This is a genomic window from Alistipes indistinctus YIT 12060, assembly GCF_025144995.1.
Lineage (GTDB): Bacteria > Bacteroidota > Bacteroidia > Bacteroidales > Rikenellaceae > Alistipes_A > Alistipes_A indistinctus.
The window spans coordinates 2,222,438-2,240,705 of record NZ_CP102250.1 but is presented as its reverse complement, the minus strand read 5'-3'; the positions used below and the strand labels follow the sequence as shown (position 1 = coordinate 2,240,705).

The window sequence follows — 18,268 nt, the reverse complement described above, 5'->3', positions numbered from 1 at the left end:
GACGAATTATTTGGGCTGCTTGCCGATGTAGGCGAGGATACCGCCGTCCACATACAGCACATGGCCGTTCACGAAGTCCGAAGCCTTGCTGGCGAGGAACAGCGCCGGGCCCATCAGGTCTTCGGGGGTACCCCAGCGTGCGGCCGGAGTCTTCGCGATGATGAACGAATCGAACGGATGGCGCGAGCCGTCCGCCTGGCGTTCGCGCAGCGGCGCGGTCTGCGGGGTAGCGATGTAACCCGGGCCGATGCCGTTGCACTGGATGTTGTACTCGCCGTACTCCGACGCGATGTTGCGGGTCAGCATCTTCAGGCCGCCTTTGGCCGCAGCATAGGCCGAAACGGTTTCGCGGCCCAGTTCGCTCATCATCGAGCAGATGTTGATGATCTTGCCCGCGCCCTTCTTGATCATACCGGGGATCACGGCTTTCGATACGATGAACGGAGCATTCAGGTCGACGTCGATCACCTGGCGGAATTCAGCGGCGCTCATATCCACCATCGGGATGCGCTTGATGATACCGGCGTTGTTCACCAGGATATCCACCGAACCCAGTTCCTTCTCGATCTTGGCCACCAGCTCATTCACCTGCTCCTCGTTGGTCACGTCGCAGACGTAGCCTTTGGCGTCGATACCTTCCTCCTTGTATGCAGCGAGCCCTTTGTCCACGAGCTCCTGTTTGATGTCGTTGAACGCGATTTTCGCGCCTGCGCGGGCAAAAGCCGTTGCCAGTGCGAATCCGATGCCGTAAGAGGCGCCCGTTACGAGGGCTACCTTGCCCTCCAGCGAGAACATTGCATTTACTTTTTCCATAACAGTTATAACATTAAATTTATTGGTACTTGCTTATCGTTTCATTGCGAAAGAACTGCGGGAGACTCCTGTGTCCGGACTCCGCAACAGGGACATCAGCCGGATTGAGGCCGTCCTTCCCGCTGCAGTCGCCCGTAAAGGACTCCGGCCGGAGGCATCCCGCCGGACCGGACCCCGTTAACGGAGGTCCGTGGCGGCCGCGCCGTCCATGTCGTTGTAATTGAGGTTCTCGCCCGCCATACCCCAGATGAACGTGTAGTTCATCGTCGCGCAGGCCGAGTGGATCGACCACGACGGCGAAATCACGGCCTGGTCTTTTTTCATCCAGATGTGGCGCGTCTCGTCGGTTTGCCCCATGAAGTGGCAGACGGCCTGCGTCTCGGGCAGGTCGAAATAGAAATAAGCCTCCATGCGGCGGTCGTGGGTATGGGGCGGCATCGTATTCCAGACGCTGCCCGGCTTCAGTTCGGTCATCCCCATCTGCAGCTGGCAGGTGGGCAGTACCTCCTGCACGATCATCCGGTTAATCACACGGTGGTTGCTCTCCTCGAGCGAGCCGAGTTCGAGGATAACGGCCTTTTCACGCGTCACTTTCGTAGTCGGGTAGGCGGTATGCGCCGGGGCCGAGTTGAAGTAGAATTTCGCGGGAGCCGCTTTGTCGTCGCTGCGGAAGACCACCTCCCGGTTGCCGCGGCCGATGTAGAGGGCCTCCTTGAAACCGATCGCGTAGGTCTCTCCTTCGACGGTGACGGTTCCAGCGCCCCCGACGTTGATGATTCCCACCTCGCGGCGCTCGGTAAAGTAGTCGGCCCGCAAGATGTCCACCGGCTCGAGCCTGAGCGCCTCGTCCACCGGCATCGCACCGCCCACGATCAGGCGGTCGTACATCGAATAGGTGAGGTTGATCTCATCGGGAGCCATCAGCCGCTCGACGAGGAACTCCTCGCGCAGGCGTGCCGTATCGTAATTTTTCGCATCACGCGGGTTCGACGCGTAACGCAGGCTGAAATTGGTTTTCACTTCTGGTCTTTTTTGTGGTGGTGTCGAATAGTGCCCGCTCCGGCGATAACCGGATTGATCCGGGAAAGGGGTCACGGTAAATTTTCCGGCACAGGGCCTCCCTGTGCCGGATGGGCCGCGGGTCCGGATGCTTCAAGCGAACCGGCGGGGCTCCTGCCGAAGCGGAGCCCCGCCACACTCGCCGTAATCGGGGGTTATTTCCTGATAAAATCCGCGCGGATCGGGGTAAAGCTGTCCACCAGGCGCAATTGCTTGGTCGTCGACTTCACAGTGTGCGGCACATTGCTCGGCACGGCGAAAATATCGCCGGTCTTGAGGTGCTGTACCGGACGGTCGCCGATGTAGACGTCGCACTCGCCGATCGCCACGTAGCTGATCTGCTCGGCAGGATGCGAATGGGGAGGATCGGGCTGCGCCATCGGGCCGTTGTCGAAATCGACGATCACGGTCATCAGGTCGTTCAGGTAGATGAACTTCCGGGTGACGGTTTCGCTCACCTTGATCGTGTCGGTCTTGTCGTATTCCAAAAACAGGTTCATGTCCTGAAGATTAAGGGGTTGATTCGGATCATACACCTGCAGGGCCAGTTTGGCGCTGTCCACGGCGCACGCGGCCGTGCAAGCGCAGCTGTCGCCGCAGGCACAATCCGCACCGCAAGCGGTGTTGCAGGCTTTTTTCGCGCCGCCGCAGCACGAAATGCCGTAAGCGGCCACCAGGGCCAGCGCTGCCAGCCTCAGGGTCGATTTCATGGTCTTTTTCATACAGTTATCGTTTTGATATGTGATTGCTTTTACTCACTATGTGGCAGGTAGCTGTCCCCGAACATGGGCCACTCCCCCTCATCGGGTTATGCGTACCTTCACCGCACCGGGCCGGAACTTCGCGCCTGATCCGGGGAAACAAGCCAACTTAACAAAGGTATGCAATTCCGCGCTCAGATGCAAACGGCAGGCCAACAAACCGGCCCGCTGCCGGGCTGCGGAAGCGCACGGGCGCGCAGGAACTCCTCCCGGGCGCCCGGCAACCTCCGTTACTGTTTGAACTTCACGACGCGGGTCCGGCCCATGCCGCCGTCGACCTTCACCTTGAGGGTCAGCGGGCTCATCGACACGACCTCAACATCGGGATTCCCGACGCTCACGGCGCTCACCGACATCGGCAAGCCGACCGTAACGGGCTCTTTCTGCAACTGCGTCGGGTCGCTCACGCCTACCTCCAGTTCGCCGCCTTTGCTGCGGACGATCACCGAAGCGGGGGCGCTCGAAGAGATCGTACCCTGTCCGGCATCACCCTGGAGCGCAGGCACCTGGCCCGCCTCCCAGAAGTTCACGCCGGTCACGCCCACCCCGGGAATCGTCGCTGCCTGGGCTTGCGGGGTGTTGGCCAGCACGGTCACACTGTTCTTCTCGGCATACGCACGGGTCTGTTCGGCCGTCGCGCCGGGCAGCAGCACATAGCAATAAGTCGCATTCTTCGGGTTCTTACCGTGGTCGAACCACACGCTCACGTAGTCGCGCACGCGTTCGGCCTCGTCGCCGTACTTGGTCACCTCGATCGAACGGCCTTTGCGGGTCTCGCGCAACAGTTTCACCGGAGCTTTGTCGGGGAAGTAGTAACCCACCGAATAGGACGCGTCCGGCCCCTGCAAATAGGCCCACGACGCGACTACCGGAGCAGTCTCGCCGCAGGCGGCGAGCACTTCCCGGCCTTCGACCAGAACGCTGTAAGGCTTGCCGGGGCTCAGTTTGCGGGTATCGACGATCGTTTCGATCGTGCGGTTGTCGGAGCTATTGATCCCGGCGCCGAGCGCCACGACCTCCTCACCGGCCATCAGCCAGCTCTTCTTGGCTTCGAGCGTACTCAGCTCGTCCTTGAACCACATCCCGGCCATACCGCAATCCGCGAGCGACGCACCGCCGACCCAGGCGTGCGGGCTCTTGTAACCGTCCACATAGAGCACGCCTTTGCCGAACTCGTAGTTCTGCACCTTGTGCGTCTGCTGCGCATCGACGGTGATGCCCGGCAGGCGGTAGCGGTTGACGGTGTACCAGTAGTCGTCGCCGTACTGCGCCAGGTCGCCGTTATAGATATAAGTCATGCCGTCGCCGGTGTGCCAAGCGCCCTTGTTCTCGCTGTCGAGCGTCTCGTAATTCTGGATGCGGCTCGACGAGAGGGCCAGCCCCAGCGCGAAACGCGGAGCGGCGAACACCTCGCGGTCCATCATCGCGAACTGTTTGTAGTAGGGAGCCGGGTCGACCGCCGCGATGGTCGAATCGGCCAGGAATGCACGCACTTCGGGAATCAGCTCGGTCGGCACGGCGGTAGCTACGAAATCGCACAGCGTGTCGGCGAGGATGTTGTATTTGACAATGCCCATCACGCGGTCGCGCACCTCGGGTTTCGCGATTTTCGCCACCTTGTAGGCGCTCATCAGGATGCTGCGGCCGGTGCTGTGGTCGGTCACGCGCGTAATCTCGCGGCCACGGGCCATATCCATAAACGCTCCTTTGTAGACCAGCGGCAGGTAAGCATTCTCCACCCAGCTGCCGAGCATGTCCGAATACTGTTCGGGCAGTTGCCACTGCGAGCCGTGCAGCAGCGAGGAGATCGTCGTCAGGTCGGCGAGCATGCCGTTGCCGTAGCCGCCGGTGTAGGGAATCCAGCCGTGCTGTACGAACGAGCCGTCTTCGTAGAAGCCGTCGCCCGTATCGACGTATTTGAATTCGGTGCCGAGGCCGTCCACGCCCATCTTGATCTTCGCCTCGTCCTGGGCCAGGATACCGCGCACGATCATCGAATAGCACTGCCAAACCTTGTTCGCGCCGGTGGCGGCTCCTTCATATTCGACGCCGGGAGCATAGAAGTCGATCGCCTCGATATACTTGGCCCGCTGTTCGGGGGTCAGTTCGTCGTAGAGCGACGCGATGATCCGGTTCATCGAATAGGGCATGCCGATGATCCAGTCCCACCAGTTGCCGTAGGCCGGGTGCTCGGGGCTGTACTTGTTCGCGTACATCCACTCCATGCCGTCGATCACGTCCTTCTTCAACGAGTCGTTTTTATAAAATTTGGATGCGGGCGTCGCGTAAGCCTGGGCCATGTGCGCGAGCCGCCCGATCGGCGTGGTCACCGAGGTGGGACGCCACGGCGAGAGGCTGTCGTCGATACAACTGCGGTCGTTCCACAGGTAGGTGCGGTCAGCGGCCTTGTTCATCGTCTCCCACTCCTTCTGCACGCCCTCGTCCTGCGCGGCGAAGCGTTTCAGGATAATCGAGTCGGTCAGGTCGACGCTCGCGCCGCCGGTCGCCTGGTCCATGTAGCGCTGGCGCAGGTCGTCGAACGAAAGTTTCTGCCGCGAGCAGGCCAGTGCCAGCCCCGCCAGGGCAACGACGAGGACAGCCCGTCCCGCGATGCCGAAAATTCCAAATTTGCTTTTCATCGTATTGTTTTGGTAGTTAGTTGATTCGTATTTACCATACCGCTACGGCACCCGCTTTCATTCGCTCACGCCCGGCAGGAACGGCAGTCGCTTTCGGCTGCGGACTCTCTCCTTCCCATGTATCGGAGCGGGCAGCCGCCTATTTCCGGAGCGTAACGCTGCGGGTGCGGCCCAGAGAACCGTCCATACCCACTTCGAGCACGACGGGCGAGAGCGACACCACCTTCACTTCGGGATGCTCCTCCGCCACCTTTGCGGCCTTCGCCTCGGAGAGCGTCACACGAACCGCACCCGTATTCAGGTGCGTCGGATCGCTCACGCCGACGGTAATCGTTTCGGGCGTCTCGTGCACGATCACCGACGCGGGCGCATCGGCGCTCACCCCGGCCACCGGGCCGGCAGCCTCCCAGAAACTGAAACCCGTAACGCCCTCTTTCGTATTGCGTGCGGCCTGCACCTGCGGGGTATTGGCCAGAATTTCGACACCCGGCGCTGCGGCGAAAGCAGCCGTCGCCGCGGCGTCGCGGCCCGGCAGCAGCACGTAGGCATACGTCGCGTCCTTGGGGCTTTTGCCGTGGTCGAGCCACAGCGTGAAGTAACTGCGCGTAATCGGTTCTTTCGGATTGTAGGGCTGGCTGATCGCGTACCACGATCCGGTACGGGCCTCGCGCTGGAGGTTCACCGTCGCCGGCTGCGGGAACCAATAACCCACGTTCGTATGTTCGTCCACCCCGGCAAAGTGCGCCCAGTGCGCCGAGGGTGCGTTCAGCACGCCGTCCGCAGCGAGCACCGCCTCGCCGTCGAGCGTCAGGCGGTAGTCCGCACCCGGATTCATCTTGCGGTTCTCGACGGTCGTTTCGATCGTACGGCCGTCGGTACTGCTGATTCCGGCACCGAGCGCAACGATCTCGTCGCCGGCCATCAGCCAGCTTTTTTTCGCCTCGAGCGTGCAGTCCTGCGCGTCGTACCACATCCCGGCCATGCCGTAACGGCCCTCGATCGACGAACCGCCAACCCAGTGCTGCGGGCTCTTGTAGCCGTCGGCGTAGAGCAGGCCCGGCCCGAACGGCAGGGTCTTCGCCTCACGGACACGCGTATCCTCGGTGGTGCCCGCCATGCGGTACGGGTTCACCGTCGGCCAGAAACTATCGGAGTATTGGGCCAGGTCGTTGTCATACAGGTAGGTCATCCCGTCGCCGGTATACCAAGCGCAGAGGTTCTCGCCGTTGATCGTCTCGTAGTTCTCGATCCGGTTCGACGACATTGCGATACCCAGCGCGAATCCGGGACGTTTGTGCACTGCGCGGTCCATCGCCCCGAATACCTTGTTGAGCGTCTGCGGCGCTTCGGGCTTCACCTCGCCGTCGGCCATCAGCGCACGCGCCGAGGCCAGCAGGTAGGTGGGCACGTCCTGCATGAAGTCGCGGTTATCGTCCGAGAGCACGTTCGCCTTCACGAAAGCCTGCAGGCGCTCCTTCTCCGCCGCAGGGGCCACTTCGCTCAGCCGGAGCATCGACACGAGGATGCTGTGCCCGGCCCAGCGGTCGGTACAGCCCGGGCGTGAAATCTCGCGGCCGCGCACCATGTCCATCATCGCGCCGCGGTAGACCAGCGGCTCGTAACCGTTGTGGATCCACTCGTAGAGCATCGCTTCGTACGGCTGCGGCACGGCCCACGGGGTGCCGGAGAGCAGTGCGATCAGGTCGGCCATCTGGCTCAGCATCGACCGGCCGTAACCGCCGGTATAGGGGTGCCACTGGTGCTGCACGAACGAACCGTCCTCGTAGAAACCGTCTTTGCCGGTAACGTATTTGAATTCGGTCCCGAGCCCGTCCACGGCCATCTTCAGCTGGTCCGGATTCTGCCCCAGGATGCCGCGCACGGCCATGATGCCGCACTGCCAGATCTTGTTCGCCCCGGTCGCAGCGCCTTCGTAGGTCACATCCGGCGCGAAATGGTCCATCGCACCGAGCGCAGCGCGGAGCTGCTCGGGCGACAGGTCGTCGTACATCAGCACGAGCGTGTTGTTCAGCGTCATCGGAACGCCGATCACCCAGTCCCACCAGTTATCGTACCACTCGACCGACGGGTTGTAGCGGCTGGCGATCGCCCAGTCCAAGCCGGCGAGGATATCGGCCTTCATCTCCGGGTTCCCGTAATAGCGCGACCCTTTGGTCCGGTAAGCGGCGGCCAGCGTATTGAGTTTGGCGAAGTTGCCGCCCATCATCATCGAAACGGTGGTATCCTTGTTCTCTTCCCACAGCCACCCGCGGTCGGGGGCTTTGTTCAGGCTCTCCCAAAGAGGCCCGGCGGCATCGTCCAGCGCATTGATGCGCCGCTGCACGAGCGTATCGGACAGGTCGGCGTCCGGAACCAGCGTCAGGTAGTAACGTTCGCGCATCTGGTCGAACGAGAGCGGGGATTGTTTCGCACAGGAGGCGAACAGTCCGCCGAGAAGTAATAGCGATGCAAGCACGGAGAGTGCCCGGCGGGAGATCGTGTGGGCCATTTTTCGGTCGGTTTTCGAATGAGTAGCAAATTTACGATTTTTTTTCGACTATGCAACCGCGCCTTTCTGCCCTGCAGGCACCCCACGGGCAATTTACGACGACCTTCGCTGGCACCGTACAGGTCCCCGTCCCGTATTTCCGCAGGCACGCCGAAGAAAAACCACGGACACTCCGAAGATACACCGCAGGCATACTGCCGGGATATGCACTCCGTAGCCCCTCCCCTCCGGTCCCGTTGCACGGCATCCCCGCTTTTTCCGGGCCATTCCACTCCCCACTTCCCCGATACTCCCGGATGATGCCGGCACGGCACCGACACACCCCCATGACCGCCCCCGGCGCGCATCTCCGGCTGCAATCGGCAACGGTTCATTCCACCGTACTACGGCCCGGCACAGAAATTGAGATAGCATCCTGCGACGGAGCGGTTGCCTTGCGACACTCCCCCTGGGCACCGTTGCATAAACGGACGACAGCGGTGACTGCGCCTCACCCGGACATTTTCCGCGCTTCAGCGCTCCCGGGCGCCTCCCGACGAAAACCCACCTTATAGATTGCCCTGGCTCCCTGCACACGGGAAACGGCACGACGATCCGCCCCGAAAGGGTGCAGGCCCACGCACGAACGCGAACCGATTATTCATCAAATACCAATTGATTATGAAATACTTTCGACTCCTTTCTTTGGCAGCATGCTTCGCGCTGCTGGGCGGCGCGGCGCATGCGCAAATCCTGCAAAACCACGCCAAATCCCACGTCATCTTCGTCAATACCGGGGGTGAAAAGCTCGATTCGGCAGCAACCGAGCAGGTAATCGCGGCCTATTACAACACCATCGAGCGCGGTTTCCAGCAAAGCGGGCTGCCGCGGTTCATCATCTCGGGCAAAGACCAGAAAATGATTTTGGGTATCGGCGGCAACGTGAGCCTGCGTGCCTCTTACGACTTCGGCGGCATCGCCGACAACCTCGACTTCATTACCGCAGACATTCCGGTGCCGAACACCGAGCGCTACAACCAGCAGTTCCAGCTCGACCCCTCGACGTCGGGCCTGTTCTTCAAAGCGATCGCGCACGCCGGTAAGCTGGGACCGATCGTCGGCTACATTTCGGCCAACTTCCGGGGTTACCAAACCACCGGATTCTCGCTGCGCGACGCTTACATTACGGTAGCGGGATTCACCGTCGGACGGCGCTTCACGACCTTCTGCGACCTGACAGCGGTACCTACCACCGTCGATTTCGAAGGACCCAACGGCTATACGACGCTTTTCAACACGATGATCCGCTACACGCACACGTTCAACGCCCACTGGCAGATCGCCGTGGCGGCCGAAATGCCCGATGCGAGCATCACCACCTCCGCAGCGACAGGCACCACCACCCAGCGCATGCCCGACTTTCCCGTCTATGCGCAGTATAGCTGGAACAAAGGCATGAGCCACGTCCGGGCATCGGCCCTGTTCCGCGACCTGGACTACTACAACGAACGGTTGGACAGCCGCGAATCGCAGTTCGGCTACGGCGTGCAGGTCAGCGGCGAATGGCAGCTGGGCCGCAAATGGACGGCTTACTGGCAGGGAATTTACGGCAAAGGCGTCGCAGGTTACATCCAGGACATCGCCGGGACGGGGCTCGACCTGGTTCCGGTCACGGGCGATCCCGGCAAGCTCCAGGCCGTAGAGGCAGGAAGCTGGATCGGCGGCCTGCAATACGTATTCAACAAGAAGTGGACGGCCACGGCGGCTTACAGCGGCGTCAAGGTAGCCGCGCCGAAAGATTACTACCAGGCCGACCTCTACAACCTCGCGCACTACGTCTCGACCAACGTGTTCTACAACATCACCGACAGTTTCCAGGCGGGCCTTTCGTACATGTACGGTTCACGCAAAAACCTCGACGGGCAGCTGGGGCATGCCAACCGCATCCAGGCGCTCGTACAGTATAATTTCTAACGGAATCACGCCCCGGCCCCGAACAGGGACACTCCCGGACAACCGGCTCGTCCCGCACAGCGGGCGGCAAAGAGTTGCCGGACCGCTCACCGTTAACTTTCGAACCTTACGTTTATGAAAAAAACGATCCAAACCGGCCGCGGAATGATTTCGCTGGCGACACTGGTAGCCATCTGGTCGGTCTCGTCGGTCAAATCGCTGCCCGGACTGGCCATCTCGCCGATCCTCGGCGACCTGGACAAGATTTTCCCGCACACCTCGCACCTCGAGATCCAGATGCTCTCGTCGCTGCCCTCGCTGCTGATCATCCCATGCGTACTGCTCGCGGGCAAGCTCTCCGAGAACCGCAACAAGCTGAAAATACTCTATGCGGGACTCGGAATTTTCTTCGCCAGCGGCATGCTCTGCCTCGTGGCGAAGAGCATGTGGCTGCTGATCCTGTTCAACTGCCTGCTGGGTATCGGGGCCGGGCTGGTGATCCCGCTCACGACGGGGCTCGTGGCCGACTACTTCGACGGACGCTACCGCACCCGGCAGCTGGGTATCAGTTCGTCCATCAGCAACCTCACGCTCGTACTGACCACCGCATTGGCGGGCTGGCTCGCGATGGTCGACTGGCACCTGCCGTTCCTGGTCTACGCAATTCCCGGCATCGCGCTGCTGCTGACGCTGCGGCTGCGACACACCCCGCAACCCGAAAAAGCGGCCGTCCCAACTCCGCATTCTGCCCCCACACCGTCCCGGACCGGAACGTCGCCGCAATCCGCAACGGCACTCCGTCCGGAAACCATATCCCCACAGGCAACGCGGCCGCCTGCCCCCGCCACGACCGGCGGAGAAGCGGAGCGTTCCCGCAAGCCGCTCTACGGCAAGGGTATCGACGCACCGAAACTCAACGCGGTGATGGCCGTCTACTTTTTCGCCACCTACACGGTGCTCGCGGTGGCTTTCAACCTGCCTTTCCTGATGCAGCACTACGGCATGAGCAGCTCGGCCAGCGGCATGATGATCTCGATCTTCTTCCTCGCGATCATGCTCCCGGGCTTCTTCATCACGCAAATCCTCGACCGCCTCGGCCGCAACTCGGTCTTCATCTCGTTCGGCATGATCACGGCGGGCCTCGCGCTGATCCTGTTGCTGCACCGGGAACCCGTCATCGCACTGGGCAGCTTCCTGGTCGGGGCCGGATACGGCATCCTGCAACCCATCGCCTACGACAAGACCGTCATCATCGCACGGCCCGACAAGGCGATCTTCGCACTGTCGCTCACGATGGCCGCCAGTTACCTGGCGATCGTCGTCTACCCATTTATCATGGCCTTCTTCCAAGGCATATTCGACGACACATCGGCCAGCTTCCCGTTCCTGGTGAACGGCATACTGACACTGCTCGTCGCCGTGGCCGGCTACCGCTACCGCCATACGTTCACGTTCGGGGTCGATCCGTCGAAACTGAAATAACGCCCTGCTTCCCCGTGCGCAATGCCTCCGTTCCGCGCTGAGACGGCGCATCCGGCCTTCCGCACCTTTCCGGTCCCGCCCCTGACAGGAGCGAAGGGCCAATCCGAACGACCCGGACCGCATGCCGCCGCGACCAAGACGCCGATACGGCAAAGGCCGCCGGACAACGGAAGAAACGCCTCCGCCCACAGACGGCCAAATAACAGGCAGTAACACAACAAAAGGTGCGCCCTATCTTGGGCGCACCTCGTTATTATGCGACGACTACGTAACGATCGTGATGCCGCGCAGGTTGCCCCCGACCGGCCGGGCAACCCCCTGCCCTGCGATTGCACCTGCGGTTATTTCACCCGCCGCGACCGATCGCACGGCCGCTCCACCGGTCCGAGGCCTCCGACGGCTCCGCGACCGGGAACCGCCGGTTTTAAAACTTATAGCCGAAATTGAAACAGAGCAGCGTATTAAGCGTCTTTTCACCATCGCCCTTCATTATATCGACCGTCCCCTGCTGGTAACGGACATCGAAAGTGAGGTGCCCGAAATCGTAGCCGATACCGAGCGGTACGCAAAAATCGTATGTATTGCAATCCCCCTCATCATCGAACTCATACTTATCGCCGCGGTAGTTGAGCCGCTTGCGCACAAGGAAACCCGGCTGCACACCCACATGCACATTCAGCCCCTTGACGAGATAGATTTTAGCTGTAATCGGGATATTGAGGTAGGTCATGTTCAAATGCACGACATCGTCAAACGATATATCGTCCACTTCGTCGATATACATGCTCGTTCCCGAACCCGAGTAGAGCAGTTCGGCCTGCACGGCGAGGAATCTCCCCACCCGGTAGCCTCCGAAGACGCCGCCGTTGGTGCGCACCAGCGCATCGCCGCCCTCTTCTTTGGCCATGTTGGCCACATTCAACCCCACGGTTACTCCGTAATACCACCCTTCGTGGGCACGGTTGGGATTGTAGTCATCCTGCGCACGGGCGACAGTCGCCGCCAGCAGTACGGCGGCCAAAAGCATGATTTTTTTCATTTTCTGGTTTTTATTCGTGGGTTTGGGCGATGACGGCGCCATGCCCGCAAGGAAGCAAACGGCGACACCGTGCGGAAAAGCCCCATCCTGGCTGCCAGGGTCCCCGGCAGTCCGCCGGCGCGCTCCCGCAGGCATTTCGCCTGCATCCGGCCCGCACGCATTCCGTTAACGCACCGGACCCCGCAGGGGGTCACCTCGCTAACTGCAAAAATAGCAACAGATTCGAACAAAGCAATGGGGGAACGAAAATTCGATCCCCCATGCGGTGTAAAGTGTCCGGACCGTGCGGAACGTTAGTCGAGTTTCTTGACCGTGATGTTGCGGTACCACACGTCGTCGCCGTGGTCCTGCAGGCCGATGTAGCCCTCTTTTTGGTCGCCGCCGCAGTTCAGCAGCAGGTTGTAGGCTTTCTCGTTCTTATCCTTGCTGAACTTGCTCTTGTCGAGCATAGCCTGCCACTCGGGCGTCCAGAGGTGGTACTCCAGCACGTTCTCTCCGTTCTGGTAGTGCACGACGGTACCCTTGTAAACCATGATCTTACCGGTGTTCCATTCGCCGAACGGTTTGGAATTCTGCGGCTTGGCCGGGATCATATCGTAAAGCGACGCCGACTTGCGGTTGCCGTCCACACCCAGCTTCGCGTCGGGGTGGTTCTCGTTGTCGAGGATCTGGTACTCGGGAGCCGAGTAGTAAGACGGGGTATCGGGTACCTCCTGGATCATGTAGAAGACGCCGCTGTTGCTGCCTTTGGCCACCTTCCATTCGAACGAAAGCTCGAAGTTGCCGAACTTCTCGGCCCCGAAGATCAGGTCGCCGCCGTTGCGGGCACCGGCTTCACCGGCCCCGGAGCCGTTGATTTTGATGCAGCCGTCCTCCAGGGTCCATGCCGAAGGAACCGTGTCCTTGTTATAGCCGCGCCATCCGTCGAGGCTGGTGCCGTCGAAGAGCACCACCACATTCGAATCCGCTGCCATAGCGGTACTGTCGGCAGCCGCTTTTTTTGCGCCGCCGTTGCCGCACGAGGTGATCACCGCGGCCATCGCCACCATGCTCGTTGCATAAAAAAGTCCTTTCATCGTCGTTATTCGGATTAATTGTTTCAGTTAATTGGTTAGTCTGACGTATCTGATGTAAATGGGGCCGGATTCAGGCTTCATCTCCCCCGCACCCGCACGGAGCCGGAAGCTCCGCTCGGGGCGGCAGAGAGGGTCGTTTCACGGGAATCCGAAACACGCAAGCGCATGCCTGGGGCTTACTTAGGCATGTCGACGAGTTTCCAGCCGTCGCGGTAGTTGTGCTTGATCATCTCCTGCGCGAACTGCTGCGCGTTGATCGGATCGGTGTAGCGTTTGTTGAAGGTCGGATGGCCGTCCTTGATCGAGAAACCGTCTTCGACCATAATTTTTAGCGTCTCGTCCGGGCCGATGTTCGTAAAGCGCATGTTCTCCCCGTCCCAGTCGAGTACACGGTTGAGCCCCTGGAGCCTTACGGCCAGCACGCCCATCACGACGATCTCGTTGAACGGGCCGGCTTCGCTGAAGTCCGACGCGCTCTTCACGCGGTTGGCCTTGTCCTCCTTGCAGGCGCGCACCCAGTCCATCTGGTGGCCCGCCTCGGCGTTTTCGATCTTGCGCGTCATCTCCGGCGCGTTGGGCACGCGGCCCGACACGAGCCACGGGTTACGGCCGTAGCAACCGCAGATCAGCGTATCCTTCGTCCCGTAGAAGATCGCACCGCCACCCGAATCATTGAGGTCTTTGCCTGCAGGCACGCCGGCCGGAATCTCCGGTTTGAGGCCGCCGTCGTACCAGGTCACGGTCACTTCCGGCAGGTTGATCTTACCGATCTGTCCGCGTTCGGGGAAGGTGTACTTCACGATCTGCGCATTGGGCGCGCAGTCGGTCAGCAGCGAGGTAGAACTGCCTTCGGCATGGGTCGGGTAGCCGAGCTTCAGTCCCTTGAAGATCGGATGCATGATGTGGCAGGCCATATCGCCGAGGGCTCCGGTACCGAAGTCCCACCATCCGCGCCAGTTCCACGGCTGGTAAATATGGTTGTACGGGCGCATCGGCGCCGGGCCGATGAACAGGTCCCAGTTCAGCGTGTTGGGAATGGCGTCCACCTGCTGGGGGCGCATCAGCCCCTGCGGCCAAATGGGGCGGTCGGTGAAACAATCCACGCGGGTCACCTCGCCGATCTCGCCGTTCCAGATCCAGTCGCACACCTTGCGCACGCCGTCGCCCGACGAACCCTGGTTGCCCATCTGCGTCGCCACGCCGTACTTGTCGGCGAGTTTGGTCAGCAGGCGCGACTCGTATACGCTGTGCGTCAGCGGTTTTTCGCAATAGACGTGTTTGCCCATCGTGATCGCATCCGATGCCACGAGGCAGTGGGTATGGTCGGCGGTGCCCACGACAACCGCGTCGATGGTATTGCCCACCTGGTCGAGCATCGTCCGGTAGTCCCAGAAACGGCGCGCATTGGGATAGCGGTTGAAGGTCTTTTTCGCATAATTCCAGTCGGTATCGCACAGTGCGACGATATTCTGGCTCTCGCAGCCCTTGAGCACGCTGGCCCCGCGGCCGCCGACGCCCACGCCCGCGATGTTGAGTTTGTCACTGGGAGCGGTATGTCCGTGCGATTTTCCGAGCACTACGTTGGGCACCACCGTCGCGGCGGCCAGCCCGATCCCGCCTTTGCGCAGGAAATCGCGTCTTGAAATTTTGTTTGCCATAACTTTAGGTTCGGTTTTTATTTAAATTCAGGTTTTTATTGACAAGGGGTCATCCGGCGGAACCGGCCGTGCGGCCGCAAACGCCGCCCGACTTCTCCCGTGTTGCGCCCTGCGTGATGCACGCCTTATTTCACGTAAGGCGCCGCAGCGAGGAAGTTGTAGCTGGCAGCCACGTCTTTCTCCGGGGTGCGGCCGTAACGCTCCACTTCGACGAAATAAGACTCCAGCCCGCTGTCGTACGCCGCGTCGAAGATCGACTTGAAGTCCATCGTGCCGCTTTCGCCGATAGCCTGTTCGTCCTTGATGTGCAGCAGCGGAATACGGCCGGCATATTTCCGGATATAGTCGACGGGATTCACGCCGCCCTTCTGCGCCCAGTAAACGTCCAGTTCGAACATCACGTTCGTGGGATCGGTGTTGGCCACCATATAGTCGTAGATCACCTCTCCTTCGCGCTTTTCGAACTCTTTGGCGTGATTATGGAAACCGAAACGCAGCCCGCGTTTCTTGGCCTCGGCGCCCACCTGGTTGAAGTAATCGCAGTAGAGTTTGATGTCGTCGAGTTTTTCGCCGATCGGGTACGAAGCCTGCACGGCATAGGAGCACCCGGCCTCGGCCTGCGCGTCGAGCGCCTGTTTCCACCAATCCATCACCTCGGCGTCGGTCTCTTTGGTATAACTGCGGCCCAGATGCGCGCCCATCACCTGCATCCCGAGGTCCTCGCACATTTTGCGGAATTCGGCGGGAGCGTAACCGTAGAGTTTGCCGTCGCCGTAACCGGCGGTTTCGAGGGTCTGGTAACCCATTTTGGCGGTTTTTTTCAACGTGCCCGGCACGTCCTTTTTCATTGCGTCGCGCAGCGAGTAGAGCTGCAGGCCGACGATTTTGTGCGGGGTCTTGCTGAAAGTTCCCTCGGCCAGCAGCCGACTTCCGACCACGGCACCGGCGGTCAGCAACACGGATCTCTTCAAAAATTCTCTTCTGTCCATAATTGGCGTTAGCTGTTCGTTATTTTTAGGTTTGGTAGATATGCCCGGCTTGCGCGCAAGGTTTGCGGATTCCACGGGCGAATCCCGCCCCCGGCTTCGGCACCGGCCCCTCCGGGAGCCGCACTTTCCGGTACCCGCGCATTGCGCTGAGTGTCATAACAAAGCATACACTATAGACAAAATTAAATAAAAAAAACCGTTTTTCCCAAAGAAAAATCCCCTCTTTCGGCCCTCCGGGGCCCCCGGGCAGCCGTCGGCGCGATTTTCCGGCAAAAATTCCTGTCGCCGGAAAACAGGCCGCCCGCCTCGTTATGAGGCGGGCGGTCCGATGCGTCCCGGAACAATTCCGGCGACGGTAAAGTTATCCCCGGGCCCGGCAGCGACAAGCCGCAACGACTGCAACAGCAGCAACGGCTGCCAACTAAGGCCGTGGCGGATACGGCCGGATTATTCCAGTTCGGCGAGGTTCTTCGCGATCTCTTCGTCCGAGAGCGCATAGTTTTGCAGGTCGCCGGAAAGGTATTTATCATAGGCGGCCATGTCGATCAGGCCGTGGCCCGAGAGGTTGAACAGGATCACCTTCTCCTCGCCGGTCTCCTTGCATTTGTTGGCCTCTTTGATCGCCGCGGCAATCGCATGGCACGACTCGGGAGCCGGGATGATGCCCTCGGCCTGTGCGAAGAGGGTTCCCGCGTCGAAACTCTCGAGCTGGTCAATGTCGACGGCCTCCATCAGTTTATCCTTCAGCAGCTGCGACACGATCACGCCGGCACCGTGGTAGCGCAGCCCCCCCGCATGGATGTGGGCCGGGGCGAAGTTGTGGCCGAGGGTGAACATCGGCAGCAGCGGCGTGTAGCCCGCCTCGTCGCCGAAGTCGTAACGGAATTGTCCGCGCGTCAGCTTCGGGCACGACGACGGCTCGGCGGCGATAAAGCGCGTTTTCTTCCCTTCGAGGATGTTGTGGCGCATGAACGGGAACGAGATACCCCCGAAATTCGACCCGCCGCCGAAGCAGCCGATCACGATGTCGGGATACTCGCCGGCCATCTGCATCTGTTTCTCGGCCTCGAGGCCGATCACCGTCTGGTGCAGCGTCACGTGGCTCAGGACCGAGCCCAGCGTATATTTGCAGTTCGGGGTGCTCATCGCCAGCTCGATCGCCTCGGAGATGGCGGTCCCCAGCGACCCCTGGTAGTTCGGATGCTCGGTCAGTATCTTGCGCCCCGCTTTGGTGGACATCGACGGCGAGGCGGTCACCTGTGCGCCGAACGTCTGCATGATCGAACGACGGTAGGGTTTCTGCTCATAGCTGATCTTAACCATGTAGACGGCCAGTTCGAGCCCGAACGCCTTCGCTGCGTAAGAGAGCGCTGCCCCCCACTGGCCCGCGCCGGTCTCGGTGGTTATGTTGGTCACACCCTCCTGTTTGCAGTAATAAGCCTGCGCGACGGCCGAGTTCAGCTTGTGCGACCCGACCGGACTCACACTCTCGTTTTTGAAATAGATGTGCGCCGGAGTGCCGAGCGCCTTTTCGAGGCCGTAAGCGCGTACCAGCGGCGTCGAACGGTAATTCTTATACTGCTCGCGTACCGCCTCCGGGATGTCGATCCATGCGTCTGTCTGGTTCAGCTCCTGATCGGCCAGCGCCTTCGCGAAGATCGGATAAAGGTCCGAGGGTTTCAGCGGCTCGCGTGTGGCGGGATTCAGCGGCGGCATCGGTTTATTGACCATGTCGGCCTGTATGTTGTACCACTGGGTCGGGATTTCGCTCTCCGGCAGGAAGAATCGTTTGGTTTTCGTTGTCATGCTCAATTATTTTTATCTGTTTTTATGTTTGTTCGCTTCTCTATGCAGGCGATATAAACCGGAACGGTTCCCTTTGCCAAACCTGCATGTTATCGTGCATCCGATATATGGTATATCCAGCTATACATACATATATATTATATGCATAATACGGCACAACCCGTCCCGGAGCCCGGGCCCGGCCTGCCATTACGACCCGCACAACGCGGTTCCGCAGGGCCGTCCACCCGCGTCAACACTCCTCCAAAAGCCGGGAACACCTCTTTCGAAAGCCCTCTCCGGGAAAGCCGGGGAGGCCCCTCCAAAAGAAAAGGCCGTCGCGAGCCGACAGCCTTCATTATGCTTGCAAACCGTTCCGGGTTCCGCATACATCCGGTGCGCTCACGACTTGCCCCGCGAACGCCACCACCAGTCGAAGACATGGTAAAAACCCGGCATATTGCTTATCCATAAATAGTATTACCCAAGCAGGTTACAAAGATAAGAAATTTATTTTCAATAATGC

The 18,268-nt window shown here is 60.5% G+C and carries 12 protein-coding genes; 2 read left to right on the top strand and 10 right to left on the bottom strand.

What is annotated here, in order from left to right:
• Positions 1–6: 6 nt before the first annotated feature.
• The 5 genes from NQ495_RS09345 to NQ495_RS09325 all read right to left on the bottom strand — a co-directional run bounded on the left by NQ495_RS09345 (position 7) and on the right by NQ495_RS09325 (position 7,781).
• Positions 7–795, bottom strand: coding sequence for a gluconate 5-dehydrogenase (locus NQ495_RS09345; RefSeq protein WP_009132978.1), 789 nt, complete (start codon positions 793–795; stop codon positions 7–9).
• A gap of 195 nt (positions 796–990) precedes the next feature.
• Positions 991–1,833: a 5-dehydro-4-deoxy-D-glucuronate isomerase gene (gene kduI, locus NQ495_RS09340; RefSeq protein ID WP_009132977.1), complete on the bottom strand. Its 843-nt coding sequence runs from the start codon at positions 1,831–1,833 to the stop codon at positions 991–993.
• Between the two features lie 194 nt (positions 1,834–2,027).
• Positions 2,028–2,594 carry a cupin domain-containing protein gene (locus NQ495_RS09335; RefSeq protein WP_009132976.1) on the bottom strand — a complete coding sequence of 189 codons (567 nt, stop codon included), beginning with the start codon at positions 2,592–2,594 and terminating at the stop codon, positions 2,028–2,030.
• Positions 2,595–2,863: 269 nt separating this feature from the next.
• Positions 2,864–5,272: a polysaccharide lyase 8 family protein gene (locus tag NQ495_RS09330; protein WP_009132975.1), complete on the bottom strand. Its 2,409-nt coding sequence runs from the start codon at positions 5,270–5,272 to the stop codon at positions 2,864–2,866.
• Between the two features lie 139 nt (positions 5,273–5,411).
• On the bottom strand, positions 5,412–7,781 hold the full coding sequence (locus tag NQ495_RS09325; RefSeq protein ID WP_009132974.1) for a polysaccharide lyase 8 family protein: 2,370 nt from the start codon (positions 7,779–7,781) through the stop codon (positions 5,412–5,414).
• Positions 7,782–8,441: 660 nt separating this feature from the next.
• Between NQ495_RS09325 and NQ495_RS09320 the strand changes: the two genes are divergently transcribed.
• Both NQ495_RS09320 and NQ495_RS09315 read left to right on the top strand, forming a co-directional pair.
• Positions 8,442–9,734: a DcaP family trimeric outer membrane transporter gene (locus NQ495_RS09320; RefSeq protein WP_009132972.1), complete on the top strand. Its 1,293-nt coding sequence runs from the start codon at positions 8,442–8,444 to the stop codon at positions 9,732–9,734.
• A 114-nt stretch (positions 9,735–9,848) separates the two neighbouring features.
• Positions 9,849–11,195, top strand: a complete 1,347-nt coding sequence (locus NQ495_RS09315; protein ID WP_040294102.1) for an MFS transporter — start codon at positions 9,849–9,851, stop codon at positions 11,193–11,195.
• A 424-nt stretch (positions 11,196–11,619) separates the two neighbouring features.
• Here NQ495_RS09315 and NQ495_RS09310 read toward each other — a convergent pair whose 3' ends face one another.
• From NQ495_RS09310 to NQ495_RS09290, 5 genes are all read right to left on the bottom strand, one after another.
• The gene (locus tag NQ495_RS09310) at positions 11,620–12,234 is read right to left on the bottom strand and encodes a porin family protein (RefSeq protein WP_009132970.1); all 615 of its coding nucleotides are present in this window, start codon (positions 12,232–12,234) and stop codon (positions 11,620–11,622) included.
• A gap of 293 nt (positions 12,235–12,527) precedes the next feature.
• Positions 12,528–13,310, bottom strand: coding sequence for a 3-keto-disaccharide hydrolase (locus tag NQ495_RS09305; RefSeq protein WP_009132969.1), 783 nt, complete (start codon positions 13,308–13,310; stop codon positions 12,528–12,530).
• 176 nt (positions 13,311–13,486) lie between these two features.
• Positions 13,487–14,968, bottom strand: coding sequence for a Gfo/Idh/MocA family oxidoreductase (locus tag NQ495_RS09300; protein WP_009132968.1), 1,482 nt, complete (start codon positions 14,966–14,968; stop codon positions 13,487–13,489).
• 125 nt (positions 14,969–15,093) lie between these two features.
• Complete coding sequence (locus NQ495_RS09295) at positions 15,094–15,957, bottom strand: sugar phosphate isomerase/epimerase family protein (protein WP_009132967.1); 864 nt, start codon at positions 15,955–15,957, stop codon at positions 15,094–15,096.
• 447 nt (positions 15,958–16,404) lie between these two features.
• Positions 16,405–17,763 carry a TrpB-like pyridoxal phosphate-dependent enzyme gene (locus NQ495_RS09290; protein WP_009132966.1) on the bottom strand — a complete coding sequence of 453 codons (1,359 nt, stop codon included), beginning with the start codon at positions 17,761–17,763 and terminating at the stop codon, positions 16,405–16,407.
• Positions 17,764–18,268: the final 505 nt, after the last annotated feature.

Coding starts and splice junctions, on each gene's coding strand:
- NQ495_RS09345 (WP_009132978.1), bottom strand. CDS start 795: ATGTTCTCGCTGGAGGGCAAGGTAGCCCTCGTAACGGGCGCCTCTTAC.
- NQ495_RS09335 (WP_009132976.1), bottom strand. CDS start 2,594: ATGAAAAAGACCATGAAATCGACCCTGAGGCTGGCAGCGCTGGCCCTG.
- NQ495_RS09330 (WP_009132975.1), bottom strand. CDS start 5,272: ATGAAAAGCAAATTTGGAATTTTCGGCATCGCGGGACGGGCTGTCCTC.
- NQ495_RS09325 (WP_009132974.1), bottom strand. CDS start 7,781: ATGGCCCACACGATCTCCCGCCGGGCACTCTCCGTGCTTGCATCGCTA.
- NQ495_RS09320 (WP_009132972.1), top strand. CDS start 8,442: ATGAAATACTTTCGACTCCTTTCTTTGGCAGCATGCTTCGCGCTGCTG.
- NQ495_RS09315 (WP_040294102.1), top strand. CDS start 9,849: ATGAAAAAAACGATCCAAACCGGCCGCGGAATGATTTCGCTGGCGACA.
- NQ495_RS09310 (WP_009132970.1), bottom strand. CDS start 12,234: ATGAAAAAAATCATGCTTTTGGCCGCCGTACTGCTGGCGGCGACTGTC.
- NQ495_RS09305 (WP_009132969.1), bottom strand. CDS start 13,310: ATGAAAGGACTTTTTTATGCAACGAGCATGGTGGCGATGGCCGCGGTG.
- NQ495_RS09300 (WP_009132968.1), bottom strand. CDS start 14,968: ATGGCAAACAAAATTTCAAGACGCGATTTCCTGCGCAAAGGCGGGATC.
- NQ495_RS09295 (WP_009132967.1), bottom strand. CDS start 15,957: ATGGACAGAAGAGAATTTTTGAAGAGATCCGTGTTGCTGACCGCCGGT.
- NQ495_RS09290 (WP_009132966.1), bottom strand. CDS start 17,763: ATGACAACGAAAACCAAACGATTCTTCCTGCCGGAGAGCGAAATCCCG.